This is a genomic window from Collimonas fungivorans Ter331 (assembly GCF_000221045.1).
Classification (GTDB): domain Bacteria; phylum Pseudomonadota; class Gammaproteobacteria; order Burkholderiales; family Burkholderiaceae_D; genus Collimonas; species Collimonas fungivorans_A.
Map to the genome: position 1 here is coordinate 2,098,038 of NC_015856.1, position 13,855 is coordinate 2,111,892.

The 13,855-nt window shown below is 59.2% G+C and carries 12 protein-coding genes; 9 read left to right on the forward strand and 3 right to left on the reverse strand.

Annotated elements, in window-relative coordinates; translation table 11 throughout:
• Positions 1-90: 90 nt before the first annotated feature.
• From phaR to CFU_RS09215, 9 genes are all read left to right on the forward strand, one after another.
• The gene (gene phaR / locus CFU_RS09180) at positions 91-654 is read left to right on the forward strand and encodes a polyhydroxyalkanoate synthesis repressor PhaR (RefSeq protein ID WP_014005763.1); all 564 of its coding nucleotides are present in this window, start codon (positions 91-93) and stop codon (positions 652-654) included.
• A gap of 100 nt (positions 655-754) precedes the next feature.
• The gene (rimO, locus tag CFU_RS09185) at positions 755-2,137 is read left to right on the forward strand and encodes a 30S ribosomal protein S12 methylthiotransferase RimO (RefSeq protein WP_014005764.1); all 1,383 of its coding nucleotides are present in this window, start codon (positions 755-757) and stop codon (positions 2,135-2,137) included.
• Positions 2,134-2,580 carry a hypothetical protein gene (locus CFU_RS09190; protein WP_041741619.1) on the forward strand — a complete coding sequence of 149 codons (447 nt, stop codon included), beginning with the start codon at positions 2,134-2,136 and terminating at the stop codon, positions 2,578-2,580. Before rimO ends, CFU_RS09190 begins: the two co-directional genes overlap by 4 nt.
• Before the next feature lie 26 nt (positions 2,581-2,606).
• Positions 2,607-3,770 (forward strand): cystathionine beta-lyase, encoded by a 1,164-nt coding sequence (locus tag CFU_RS09195; RefSeq protein WP_014005766.1) that lies wholly within the window; start codon positions 2,607-2,609, stop codon positions 3,768-3,770.
• 717 nt (positions 3,771-4,487) lie between these two features.
• The gene (locus CFU_RS24860) at positions 4,488-4,649 is read left to right on the forward strand and encodes a hypothetical protein (RefSeq protein ID WP_190275239.1); all 162 of its coding nucleotides are present in this window, start codon (positions 4,488-4,490) and stop codon (positions 4,647-4,649) included.
• 91 nt (positions 4,650-4,740) lie between these two features.
• Positions 4,741-7,221, forward strand: a complete 2,481-nt coding sequence (locus CFU_RS09200) for a hypothetical protein (protein WP_041741623.1) — start codon at positions 4,741-4,743, stop codon at positions 7,219-7,221.
• Complete coding sequence (locus CFU_RS09205) at positions 7,208-9,796, forward strand: ATP-binding cassette domain-containing protein (RefSeq protein WP_014005769.1); 2,589 nt, start codon at positions 7,208-7,210, stop codon at positions 9,794-9,796. The genes CFU_RS09200 and CFU_RS09205 overlap by 14 nt, the downstream gene beginning before the upstream one ends.
• Positions 9,793-11,049: an arginase family protein gene (locus tag CFU_RS09210; RefSeq protein WP_202946141.1), complete on the forward strand. Its 1,257-nt coding sequence runs from the start codon at positions 9,793-9,795 to the stop codon at positions 11,047-11,049. Before CFU_RS09205 ends, CFU_RS09210 begins: the two co-directional genes overlap by 4 nt.
• Positions 11,050-11,059: 10 nt before the next feature.
• Positions 11,060-11,722, forward strand: coding sequence for a 2OG-Fe(II) oxygenase (locus CFU_RS09215; RefSeq protein WP_041741624.1), 663 nt, complete (start codon positions 11,060-11,062; stop codon positions 11,720-11,722).
• Positions 11,723-11,919: 197 nt separating this feature from the next.
• Here CFU_RS09215 and CFU_RS09220 read toward each other — a convergent pair whose 3' ends face one another.
• From CFU_RS09220 to CFU_RS09230, 3 genes are all read right to left on the reverse strand, one after another.
• Entirely contained in the window at positions 11,920-12,702 is a 783-nt protein-coding gene (locus CFU_RS09220) for a class I SAM-dependent methyltransferase (protein ID WP_041741625.1), read from the reverse strand.
• Between the two features lie 139 nt (positions 12,703-12,841).
• Entirely contained in the window at positions 12,842-13,378 is a 537-nt protein-coding gene (locus CFU_RS09225; RefSeq protein WP_014005773.1) for a GNAT family N-acetyltransferase, read from the reverse strand.
• 105 nt (positions 13,379-13,483) lie between these two features.
• Positions 13,484-13,846 (reverse strand): DUF4870 family protein, encoded by a 363-nt coding sequence (locus tag CFU_RS09230; RefSeq protein WP_014005774.1) that lies wholly within the window; start codon positions 13,844-13,846, stop codon positions 13,484-13,486.
• Positions 13,847-13,855 lie beyond the last annotated feature (9 nt).

The following is a 13,855-nucleotide window of genomic DNA, read 5'->3' on the forward strand; positions in this document are numbered from 1 at the left end:
GTGCATATAATAGAGATGTACTGTAGCAAATGTCGATTGCTAAAGTAACAAATATAAAATGCGTTATGGGCGCAGCAACCTGGGACTGAAATGACTACACCAAAAAAAATGTCTGAACGTTTGATCAAGAAGTATCCGAATCGTCGCCTGTACGATACACAAACCAGTTCATACATTACCCTGACCGACGTCAAGCAGCTGGTGCTGGACAACGAGGAATTCGTTGTGCTGGACGCCAAGACCGAGGATGACCTGACGCGCAGCATCCTGTTGCAGATCATCCTGGAAGAAGAGTCGAACGGCACACCCATGTTTTCCAGCGCGGCGCTGTCGCAGATCATCCGCTACTACGGCCACGCCATGCAGGGGATGATGGGTTCTTACCTGGAAAAGAACATCCAGGCTTTCATCGATATCCAGAACAAGCTCACTGAAAATTCCAAGGGTTTCTACGAAGGCAAGCCCTTCAGCCCGGAAATGTGGGCGCAGTTCATGAATGTCCAGGGGCCGATGATGCAGGGCATGATGAGCAACTACATCGAGCAAAGCAAAGGCCTGTTCATCCAGATGCAGGAACAGATGCAAAACCAGACCAAGAACATGTTCGGCACTTTCCCGTTTGCACCGCCGCCGCCCGACAAGACAAAAAAATAATCATTCGCTCACACCTCGCACGGTTTTTAGAGGCCGTGCAGGGTAACCATGGCGGTGGAAGGGGTACAATAGCGACTTTGCTTTGACCCCACCTCACGCCATGTCCAACGTCATTTCCGCAGCGCCTGCCGTACCTGTTGCCGCCCCCAAGGTCGGTTTCGTCTCCCTTGGTTGCCCCAAGGCACTAGTCGACTCCGAACAAATCCTCACCCAGTTGCGCGCGGAAGGTTATGAAACTGCCAAGTCTTATCAAGGCGCGGACCTGGTGATCGTTAACACCTGCGGTTTTATCGACGCCGCGGTGCAAGAGTCGCTGGACGCCATCGGCGAAGCCCTGAGCGAAAACGGCAAGGTCATCGTGACCGGCTGCCTGGGTGCCAAGAAAGATGCCGACGGCGACGACATCATCCAGAAGATCCACCCGAAAGTACTGGAAGTGACCGGCCCGCATGCGGTCGGCGAAGTCATGTTTGCCGTGCACAAGCATCTGCCCAAGCCGCACGCGCCGTTCTTTGACCTGCTGCCGCCGCAGGGCGTCAAGCTGACGCCCAAGCATTTCGCCTACCTGAAAATCTCGGAAGGCTGTAACCACCGTTGCAGTTTTTGCATCATCCCGTCGATGCGCGGCGACCTGGTCTCGCGCCCGATCGCCGATGTCATGCTGGAAGCGGAAAACCTGTTCAAGGCCGGCGTCAAAGAGCTGCTGGTGATTTCGCAAGACACCAGCGCCTACGGCGTCGACGTCAAGTTCCGCATGGGCTTCTGGAACGGCAAGCCGGTCAAGACCCACATGACGCAGCTGGTCACCGCGCTCGGCGAACTGGCCGCGCAATACGGCGCCTGGGTGCGCCTGCACTACGTTTATCCGTATCCGCACGTCGACCACATCATCCCGCTGATGGCCGAAGGCAAGGTGCTGCCATACCTGGACGTGCCGCTGCAGCACGCCCATCCCGATGTGCTGAAGCGCATGAAGCGCCCGGCCAGCGGCGAAAAGAATATCGAGCGGATCCAAGCCTGGCGCGCGATGTGCCCGGACCTCACTATCCGCTCCACCTTCATCGCCGGCTTCCCCGGCGAAACCGAGGCCGAATTCGAATACCTGCTGGATTTCCTGAAAGAGGCTGAAATCGACCGCCTCGGCTGTTTCGCCTATTCGCCGGTGGAAGGCGCCACCGCCAACGCCCTGGACAATCCGGTGCCGGAAGAATTGCGCGAAGAGCGCCGCGGCCGCGTGATGCAGCTGCAGGAAGAAATTTCCAAGAAACGCCTGCAAGCCAAGGTCGGCAAGACCATGCGCGTGCTGATCGATTCGGTCGACCGTAACGGCGGCGTCGGCCGTTCCAGCGCCGATGCGCCGGAAATCGACGGCGTGGTGTACGTCAAGCCGCCGTATGAACCGCACAAGAAACTGGTGGTCGGCGAATTTGTCGACGTCACCATCACCGCCTCCGACGCGCATGATCTGTGGGCTGCTGCATGATGGCAGGGAAGTTTGTGGTGATGCTGGCGTTGTCCCTGGGCCTGGCTTCAGGCATGGCGCTGGCGCAGAGCGATGTCGGCGCGCCGGCAGTTGCGGCTACGGCGGCGCCGAACCTGTTCGCCAAGCCGCTGACCTTGCGTGGCACGCTGGGCGACGCCAAGATCGAAATGCATCTGCAGCTGAAGCCGGATCCTACCGAAGGCATCCAGGGCACCTACGTGGTGGCCGGGCAGGGCGGCAAGATACTGCTGGCCGGCGAATCCGAGAATACCGATGTCATCATGGAAGAGTCAGTCAACGGCAAGGATGTCTCCGGCGAGTGGGCCGGCACCTTGGTCGGTGACACTTTCCGCGGCACCTGGTCGACCACCGACGATGCGGTCACCAAGCCGTTCGTGCTGGTAGTGCAGCAGCCGGCGCAAACAGCCCGTTCAGGTAAATAATTCTTCAAAAAATTCTTCCCAGGCATATGGCAAAAAAGAATTTTCAAACCGCGCTGATCCACAGCGCGTACCAGGCGCCAGAAGGTTTTGACGCCTTCCCGGTCGGCATCCACCACGCCTCCACGGTGCTGTTCAAGAACGTCGCCGCGATGCGGGCCCGCAACTGGCAAGAAAAGAGCGGCTATACATACGGCTTGCACGGCACCCCGACTTCCTTCACGTTGGAAGCGCGCCTGGCGGAAATCGAAGGCGGCCGGCATTGCTTGCTTGCCCCTAGCGGCCTGGCGGCGATCACCATGGTCGACCTGGCCCTGCTGAAGAGCGGCGACGATGTGCTGCTGCCGGATAATGTGTACAACCCGAACCGCGACCTCGGCAACTGGCTGGCGCGCGATTTCGGCATCAGTGCGCGCTATTACGACCCCTTGATCGGCGCCGGCATCGCCGCCCTGATCCAGCCGAATACGCGCCTGATCTGGACCGAGGCGCCGGGTTCGGTGTCGATGGAAATGCCGGATATTCCAGCCATCTGCCAGGCTGCCCACGCCAGGAACGTACTGGTGGCGATCGACAACACCTGGTCGGCCGGCCTGGCCTTGCGCGCTTTCGATCTCGGCGCCGATATTATCATGCATGCCCTCACCAAATACCAGTCAGGCGGCTCGGACGTGCTGATGGGAGCGGTGATCACGCGCGACGACGCCTTGAACCAGCGCCTCCAGACCGCCCACATGCGCCTGGGCCTGGGCGTCGGCATGGACGACGTCTACCTTGTGCTGCGCAGCCTGCCGACCATGCAGATGCGCTTCGCAGCGCATGACGCCGCGGCGCGCCAGGTTGCCGCCTGGCTCAAGCAGCGTCCCGAGATTAGCCTGGTGCTGCATCCGGCCTTCCCGGATTGTCCCGGACACGAGATCTGGCAGCGCGATTGCAACGGCGCCGCCGGCTTGTTCTCGGTGGTGTTCGACGAACGCTACAGCGAAGAGCAGACCGACCGTTTCGTCGACAGCCTGCAGCTGTTCAAGATCGGCTACAGCTGGGGCGGCGCCAACAGCCTGTGCGTACCTTACCGGATCCAGGGCATGCGCCAGAACTGGCAAGGCAAGGGCATCCTGGTGCGCTTCAATATCGGACTGGAAGATGTGCAGGATCTGATTGCGGATATCGAACAAGCCTTGGCTGTCATGTAGTACGTTATCAAGCTACGTCTTCCCCTAGTGCCCGCCGACACCGTGCTATCCACATTTACTGCGGTGTGCACTGCCAGGATATGGTGTCCCGTGAAAGCGTAGCGGATCGGTGCTGGTGCCGACGGCCAGCGCGCCGTAGCTATCGATAAATTTCCTCGGATTGATGGTTGCCATATGTAGTGTCTGGCCGAAGCGAAGCTGAGGCCGATTTTTCCTCTCTCATGCGCGACGCCGACAATCAATGCTGTGGTCACCACCTACCAAATACTGTGCACCCGCCACATTCAAACGGGCAGCTGCCGCCAAATGCACCTTGCAGCTGATCGGACTCTCATATTCTCCAAGTACCAGGCCCTAGCGCGATGCTATCCGACACCAAGATGCTGTGCTCGATATCCTTGGCGCGGAACATGGTCTTCAACATGTTTGCCTGCAGGTGATGGTCATCGGCGATGAGCGGGGCGTACAGGCGATTTTCGATCAACCGGTCCACAGGTAGTTGGGATGGCGCGCCCGGGTCAGGGGCGCCGCGCTAAAGATGATCATTGACTTGAAGGGCTGGGACGACAGCTTGCAAAATAGAAAATGGCTCCTAGGAAATTCATAACATTACTCCAATTGCTTATTGTATAACCATGTCGTTTTATTAAACTTGGGACTGAGCGGATTGACCGCTCGTTACAATCTCAACCGTTTAATTAGCATAGGAGAATTATTATGCAAGAAAATAAAACCGCTGTGGCCGACTGTAAAGCCACAGTCGACAGCGAAGCCATCGTCCAACGAGAAGCCTCGATTGAGGACTTGGGTCTGGAAGTCGTGGAAGACACGCCACAGATCGCCTTAGGTCGCCCGGTTCGTCACATCCGCGCTCAGTAAGGCTCTAAGTAGAGCAAGCAAGGGCGGGTCTCCGCCCTTTTCCATTCTCCAGCTATCGTCTCGACTAGCCATCACCTAGGAGTGCTTGGGCATGCCACAGATCCCTATTGAACGCGGATTTTTCGACCCTGATTCAATTAAGAATCTGGCCCGCTTGTATGAGCACGTTAGCGCGCACGAGCGAGCCGTGGCTGAGTACGAGTACGATCCGGTTAAATCGCCGCGGCTGATGGAACCACTGCTCCTCAAGCGCTCCTTTGAACCAAAACTGTTCGACGACCACCTGTTCCTCAAGTTGTTCGAGTGTATTTCGGCCGACGCAGAACGTGCGATCAGCGGACTGTTCCGGGTCTATATCGATGGCATGCTGAGTCCGCAATATGAGAACGAAGTGTTGTCTACGAAGCCGCTGCCAGGCGAAGGATTCGAGGCTTATGTCAGCCGAGCAACCGGTGGGCGCAAGTTCGGCATTGTAGTCAACGGGGTCGAGCAATGGTCCGACACGCTAGCACGCTTGGCGGCGCGCTTGTTTGCACCGATCGTGGAGGCCCAGGGTGCAGCACGCAGCACGATCGAGGTTACGCTGTTCATCGGCAACTACGGCTACACCCCTTTCGGCATTCATATCGACGATCCCTACACCTCGGTGGTGCATTTTCATGCTGGACCGACCACGAAGGAAATGACTCTCTTCGGCATCAAAGAATTTCATCTTCTGAATGGAGTAACTAAGAATTGCTTTCAGCCGCAGAAGTTGATTCCGCATGGTCGCACCTTCGCAATCGAGTCGGGCGACGTGTTTCTGCTGCCCCCGCACTGCTATCACATCGGCAGCACTGAAGGCTTCTCGATCGGTGTGGCATTTGCGCTGTCGAAATACTCCGGTGCGACGATGACCAAACAAATCTTGCAGCGTGCAGTCGGTGAAAAACATATGACTGGCTCGCTAGATGACGTGATCGGCCGGGCGCAGGCAGATGGTGTGTCGCTGTCCGACTGGTTGCGGCGTATGGGCAACGAATATGTTGTCCAGGCGCGCAGCAGGCGGAATTTGCGGTATTCATTTCTGTGTTCTACCGAGCCAGAGGCGACTCCGTGGCAGCTGTGGGAGCGCGATCCGGACTTTCCGTTGTCTCAGCTAGAAGAGGGTGACGACCTACTGTTGTTTGCGCGCGGTAACCGCGTGCGTCTGGCGCGCAACGAGTTAACGCTACGCTTGGTGGCGGCACTACCGTACACGGCATTCAGTATCGAGCAGCTTTACAGCGCACTGCACGGCGATGTATCGCGCGATGCACTTTCGACGTTGGTGCATCAGCTGGTTCGTGTGGGTGGCGTGCGTCGCATAACCGCAGCAGAGGAGGATTGCCAGCTGCTTCATGCGCCTCATTGTCACTCATTGGTATCGAATAGCATGGACATCGATCCATCCTGGGCGCGACGACTCGTTGTCATGTCGGAGCAATTGAGCGTGTGTGCGCATCTGCCCGGCGTGATGCCCGGATACGACCAGGTACGCGAGATCATCGCTGAGATGTTCACTCGCTTCACGCCACAAGAGCTGCCGCGCTCGCGTGCCTGGGTCGATGGCGGCCAGCTCTACACAATTACCGATGCCCTCGTCGAGTTAGCCGATAAACCCGGCCTGACGCTGGCACAGCGACTTGCCAAGGCGTGTCGGTCGCTGCACTATTGTGTGACTGTCAATGGCCTGTCAGCGTGGCACGAGCCCTTCGCGCAGCACATGCAGATACGCATGCTGGATCCGCTGTTCGCCGAATTGAACGGTGCACCAGCCTGTGGCACTGATTTCTATACGTTCATCGGCAACTATGGCTACACACCCTTTGGTGTGCACGATGACACAGATCAGTCACTGCTGTGGCATCTGGGGCCGGCATCGAAGGTGGCCTATATTTGGCCGCGTGCGCGCTACGTTGAACTGACCGGTGGTACGCTGGCGACCGTGGATTACGAGGCGCTGTTGCCTTATGCGCAACGTTACGAGTTGCGGCCCGGAGATCTGTTGTTTATCCCGATGGGTGACTTCCATGTCCTCGAAACGCGCAAGTTTTCGTGCACCATGGGGCTGACGCTGTTTCCGGAGGACGTGCGACTCGAGTGCGCCGAGGCGTTGCGCCTATTGGCGCCGGACGAGCGCGCGTTGCAGGCGATGGCACAAGCGCCGGTCACGCTCGATCAATGGGCCAGCTTGCGTCGCATGGCAGTGCAGAGCAATGGTTACATGATCACGCCGCCGCAATTGGACTCCATGTGGGGTGTCGTTCCAGACGCGGCATCACTGCGCCGCTGCACGCTGCGCATCCGGCCGTCGTGTCCATTGCGCACTGCCGAGGTCGCCGGCCGCCAGGTATTGTTTGTGCGTGGCCGCGTGATCTGGGGGCGGCCGAACGCCTTATTCGGCCATCTCTGCGAGGCGCTCGCCAGTGGCGAACAGATACCGTTTGAGGTGCTGGAACAGCAGTTGTCTGGCACGGTGCAGGCAGAGGCCGTGGTCGATCTGGTACGCAAGATTGCGACATTAGGTGGGGTGTTAATTGAGCAGCATTGATCTGCGCTTCCGCTCGGCTCTACAATCGGTGTGGCAGCGCAGCGTAGCTGGCTTTGCCGAGCTGGGTATCGCGGTGCCAAAGCCGATCGCACTCGCAGAGCGCGGCGAGAACGTTGGTCGCTATCTATGGGCTGCGATTTGCGCAGGTGCGCCTTGGAGTACTGTCGGCATGGTGATCGCTACGCTGCTGGGGACGGCCGGCAACCTCGGTCAGTCCTTCGTGCTCGGGCAGGTTGCTGAGCAGGCGCTGGGCGGACAGCGCCTGCTGGTCACTTGGCTATTGTTGGCGCTGATGACGCTGTGGCTAGCGGGGCCGTTGCTGCAAGTACTGCATAGCTTGGCGCGTCTGTATGCGAGCCAAAACCTGCGCATCGTCGTGACTGACCATCTTACCGCACGGCTGATGCACGCGCGACCGCGACAGGTGGCCGATAATGCCGTGGGCAATCTGGTCGAGCGCATCGAACTTGCGTCGACTAGCCTTCCAGGTGTGGTCTGCACGGCTGCCGACACACTGGTCAAACTCTTGTCGGTGACGGTATTGGCGAGTCTCGTGTTGGCGGGCGTGTCGCCCTCGATGGCGCTGCTGGCTGGAGCATGGATGTTGACGGCGCTGCTGCTGTCGAGCTATCTGGCTTATACCGGAATGAACATCGTCGAGAACGCAAGCGACGCGCACGCTAAGGTGATCGCAGACCTCGCCGAGATCATCACCAACGTTCCTCTGATCCGCAGTTTCACTGCGCAGGCGATGGAGCGCCGCCGTTTCGGCACAGTGCTGCGGGCTGACCTCTACGCTTGCCGTCGCGTGCGTAGCTATTGGGTCTTCGTTCTGTTGATTGAAGCCGCGTACAAGTGGCTATTTGGTTTAACCGTCGCGATCTATACAGTGCAGCAGTACGGTGCGGGCATTTTGCCCCTGCCGCAGTTGATCACGATCTGCTCGCTGATCATCGCACTGAGCTGGCATTTTGAATCTGTTGCCTTCCATTTTGTGGATCTTTTCGATGCACTGGGCGTGCTGCGGTCGGGATTGCGTGAGCTGTCTGTGATCGAAGTTGATCTTGGTCTCGATAGCCAGCCGCTGCCTAAGCCCGGTCACGTTGTGCTGGAGAACGTGACCGCGTCGTACAATCACGTCGAGATGCTGCGCGATGTGAGCCTGCGGATCGAGCCGGGTAGCAAGGTCGGTATCGTCGGGCCGTCGGGTTCTGGTAAGTCAACGCTGCTGGCGGTGTTACGTGGCGATCTGAAGCCGGATCTAGGGCGCGTCGAACTGCATGGCGCGCCACTGGCGGACTGCTCGGCCGGACAGCTGGCTCGTGCATCGAGTGAGGCGGTGCAGAACGCACTGATGTTCAATCGCAGTGTGCGCGAAAACATTGCCTACGGGGCGTCAGAGTCGGCGATGAAGACGATCGAACATGCCCTGTCGGCGGCGCAGGCGCTGCAATTAGTGCAGGGCCTCTCGAGGGGCATAGAGACCGAGGTCGGTGAGCGCGGCGCGTCGTTGTCCACCGGTGAACGGCAGCGGCTAAGCATCGCACGCGCGCTGCTCAAGCACGCGCCGCTAGTTGTATTCGATGAGGCCACCTCATCCATCGACACGATCTCCGAAACGCGTATCATCGACTACTTGGTCGACGACACACCTGGGCGCACCGTCATCGTCGTCACGCACCGTGTGGCTACGCTCGAACGCTTCGACCAGATTGTGGTGATGAACCAGGGCCGCATCGTCGACGCCGGCTCGCCGCAGGAGCTGCTTGCCCGCAATACGCTGTTCCAGCAGCTACTGCGCCACGAAGACGATAGCCGCGGCATCCGCCATCCGCACATGTCTCAGACCTCATTTCCCACCGAACCCACGCTACTGAAGGGTGCGACATACCACTGGCAAGCGCATCGCCGTTGGACTTGGGACTTCATCTCCAGCAGGGGTGGTGACCTGCTGACGCTGACCGATACACAGGGCGAGCCGGCCGGCGAAGTACGGTTGGCCGATTACATGCGGGCGATACGTTATGGTAAGAAACCTTTGGCGTCGCTTTATGCCTCCGGTTGGCGTTTCTTCGAGCAGCACCCAGACATGCTGGCTGACTTCAGTGAGCCGTCCGAAGCACAGCCCGATGTGCTGCAGCGTATTCCGCAGCGCTTGTTCAAGCCGTTGCTATGGATCTTCATCGGACCAGAAGGGTCAGGCACAAGCTTGCACTACGATGTGCTTGACACCCATGCCTGGCTGGCAGTGATTCGTGGTCGTAAGCGGATCGCATTGCATCCGCCAGCATTACTCGTTGCCGACTACAACAAGCACCGTGCCGACGCTGTTGTCGTGTTGCGCGAGCGCCGTGATCAGGGACATTGGCGTTACTTCGAGCAGGAACCGGGTGACCTGCTATTGATCCCGGCTGGCTGGTGGCACGAGGTCGTTAACGAAGGCTTGACGTTGGGCTTGACCCGTAATTTCGCGACGCCCGACATATGCAACCGCGTGGTGCAGGCCGCGCACGCGCAAGGATTGGCGTCGCTACAGCCTTGGATGGAAGAAATGCGAGAGGAGGCGCTACCGTGACGACCGACTACGCTAATCACTATCGCGTACACCCGCGGCTGCGCTGGGAGCTCGCTGGCGATGGGCGGGTCGAGATGCGTCTGCCGTTCGGCAGCAAGCGTCTACGTGCAGCTGAATCCATCGCGACACTGCTGAAACGCGCTGCAGAAGAACCGCCGAAAACTGGCGATGTGCTGGCTCAGTGCCTGGGCACCAGTGTGTTCGAGACACTGGTGAAGTACCTCTTCTTGTTGCCAGAGAGCCAAGCAGACGCGCTTGGCGGCGGATTGTGCATACCGGCTGCACGGCCCGCCGGATGCGCGTTGCCAGTGTACGATCTCGATATGCTCATCGAAGACGATCTGGTGTTGCTACACGTGCCAATCGCTACAACGGCCGAGGGAAAAGTCTCGGTGGCTAGTGGAGGCCGCTGGGTACGCACGCACTTGGCTCAGTCGATTGAGTCGCCGCTTGGGGCATCGGCTCGGCAAGGAGTATTGTTAGACCTCGATTTTGGTTGTCAACTCGATACTGCGTCAATGCGCCTGTTCGATGTGGGTGATGTGGTTCACCAGCCGCTCCAGGATCGAGCGAGCGACATCGGCGAACGCGCTGCTTATGTGTGTCGGACGATCGTCACCCGCGGAGCGCGGCCGTTGATCTTAGGTGGTGACCACGCGCTAGCCTACTACAGCGTCGGCGCGCTGGCTCAGCGCTACCCGAGGCTGGGGGTGCTGCAGATCGATGCGCACCCGGATCTATATACGGTCGGCGCAGTCTGCGATGAACGGCTCAATCACGCCAACGTGATGCATTGGGTGCGCCGCATGCCGCACGTGCTGGCGCTGTGGCAGGTAGGGGTGCGCGACTTCTTCCATCAGCCGACCGAACGAGTTGCCTGCGTGCACGATCCGAAGGTGCAAGTACTGTCAGCTTTCGAGGCCGAGACCAGCGGCTACCAGCGACTTCTCGACGGCATGGATCCGTCCTTGCCCTGGTTTGTTACGTTCGACGTCGATGCGCTCGCGCTCGCCGATTATCCGCAGACCGCTACACCTGTGCTCGGCGGGCTCAGCCTTTATCCGTTGCTAGCTTGTTTCGAGCGGCTGTTTCATGAGTTTCACATCGTCGGCATGGAGTTCGTCGAGATCGGTGATGCGCCACCAGAGGCGCATGGCACCGCGGCGATCGCGGCTCGCCTAGCCAGCCGTTACCTCTTTCACCTGCGTAAAGTCACGCCTACGCGGGATCTGCTGTATTCAACGATCGTCTAGGAACACTGTGATGCCCGATCTCTATGACCTGCTGCTGCACTTGCCAGGCGTTGTGCCAGCCGAGGAGTGTGACATCATCATACGCAGTTTCGACGAGTTGCAGCAACGGGGCGGTGCCTATCGCGAGTCGTCGATGGATGCGAGCTCTGGCCGGCGTGTCGAATCGACCTTCAACGCAGTGTCACTGCCGCCCGGTTCCATGGCGTTTGAGGCGGCGCACCGGCGCACTTGGACTGCGCTAAAGGCCTGGCTCGACTATCTCGAGGCACAAGGGCGCTACAACACCAAACTACTTCGTAGGTCGCTGCGCTATTCGCACGACTACCGCGTGCTGCGTTACGCCATGGGCGCGCAAATCCATCCACACACCGACTGGGATGAGTTCACGCTCGCTAGCTGCACGCTCGCACTGAACGACGACTACACCGGCGGTGAGTTCGGCTTCTTCAACGATGACCGGCGCATCCGCTTGAACCGGGGCGACGCACTGATCTGGCCCGCCGACTGCTTCTGGGTGCACAGAGTGACGCCAGTTAAATCAGGTATACGCTATGGCGTCAACAGCTTCATCACGTCAATGCCTGAGGTGATGAAGTCGAAGGTGGCTGACGAACTCAACGCGCGACCGAAGCAGGAATGGGACTCGGTCTATCGTCACCACTTCGTCGAATGAATTGGTGACGACGAATGTTTTTGCCAAGTACCGCCAAGTAACTGACTTATTTTCTCGCCCGAGATTCAGTGTCGCCAAGCTGAGGAATACGGTAGTTAAAATAGTTCCGTTTTCGCGGGAATAACGATGGCGCATGGACGACAGCGGAAATTCTTGTCACTAATAAAAGGTTAGTGGTGCTGGTTGGATGCATTTTCCTAGGCTCTAGAGATGCGCGGCTTTTCCAGAAGATAGTGGCCAAAGCCAAGCGTCGATCTGCCAAACGCAAGGTAGTTCTGATACCAGCGCCTGGCGCGCTCACCAAAGGCTACGGTGTCGGGGTCGTGCGGATGAGATGCCGCATATTGCATGACCGCCTGGCAGTACATGTGTTCGTACCGGTCCCATTCCTCGTCGCTGCTAGCCATCGCCAGGCGCAACTTGAAACCCTGCGCAAGTGCACGCGCAATGTTTTCGGCATGGCTGCTCAGCTCGTCTTCCGTGGCGCCGAGCGTCAGCAGATACTCATTCGACGGCGGCCGTTTCCAATAGCCTTCACCCACCAGCAGCACGCCGCCGGGTTTCAGCCATTGACGGCAGAGCGCAAGGCTGGGCTCGAATCCCCCTAGTGCATGGGTGGAGCCCACGCACAGAATCGCATCGTAGCCGCCGGCCGGCAGCGGATGTTGTTCAAGCTGGCTGGCGATCAGCGTCAGCCGGCCATCGCCCGGGTTGCTGGCATCCCAGGCGTTGGCGGCTTCAGCCAGGAAAGCCGGATTGATGTCGACGCCGACACCGCACACCGGCTGCGACGCCAGCAAATCGCGCAGCAGCCCCGCTTTGCCGCAGCCGGCATCCAATACTAAAGAACCGGCCTGCAGTTGCAGCGCGGCCAGCAGGGTGGCGGCAATGCCTGCAGAAAGCGGGCTGCAGTAATGGTGGCCGCTATGGGCGATGGTGGTGTATTTGAAGGGATTTTGCGCAGAAACAGAAGTGGCCATGGCGGCGCGTTCCTTTAAAGTGGTTGATGTTTTTTTCACTCTTAAAAGAAACGCAAGCTTTCATACCCAACCTCCAGTCTGTCATGTCCACAGTGGTTTGCGGCTTATGCCGCAGCTCATGTTATCGCTGCAGTGGGGCTCAGGTCAATTGTTGCAGCATATAGACCGCGGCATGCAGGCTGCCTACAACTTGATAGCTATCGAGATTTTCCCTGGCCGGCAAGTGCCTGACTTCGGCCGCGGCAAAGCCAAGGCTGCCCCAGAATGCCTGTGAATGCTGCACCGATACCAGGGCGCTCCAGCCAAGGTTTGCTGCACGCGCATGGCCTAGTGCAGCCGTTACCAGCAGATTCGCCGCCCGCTGGCCGCGCGCGGCAGGGGCGACCGCCAGGTCGTGCAGGTACAGACAATCCGGCGCCGAGGCCAGCTTGAAGCGGGCGCCGAGCGGGGTGATGACGTCCGTGCTGGTGGGATAGCTGAACAGATAAGCGGCGGCGTTATCCAGCCCCGGCTCCCAGATCCAACAAGTGGCCGGGGTCAGCGCCAGGCGGGCGCGGAAAACTTCTTCGGATTCCAGCATCGCCGGCGGATAGCACTCGGCCTGGATCCGCATGACGGTCGGGATATCGCTTGCCAGCATGGGCCGGACCACGGGCGCTATGAGATTGTTACGCATGGATTGAAACAGCTTGGTAGATGGATGATGCTGCCCGCTGCCCGCTGCCCGCTGCCCGCTGCCCGCTGCCCGCTGCCCGCGGCGGCGGGCAGCGTTGCGGGGAAATCAGGCAGGCATGGCCTTGTTGTCATTCAGGTCGACCAGGCCCCTGATCAGGCGGTAAGCCTTCCACAGCCAGGCCACGCCCCACACCACGAACGCCACCGGAATCCCGATCACGGTCATGCACAGGGCGACGCCGACCACCACCCACAGCAGGTACCACCAGAACGAGCGGATCTGCCAGTTATGGTGGCTATATACAAAAGAGTCCGCTGCATCCTGGCGCTTGACGTAGTTAATGATCAAGGGAATCCAGGAAAAGGCTCCGAGCGAGAACAACAGGCTGGCGGCGTGGCCCAGATAGAGCCACCAGGCAAGATTTTTCTCGGAGTGCAGCTTACTATCGAAAACCAGTTCGTTGGCCATGTTTTTCCT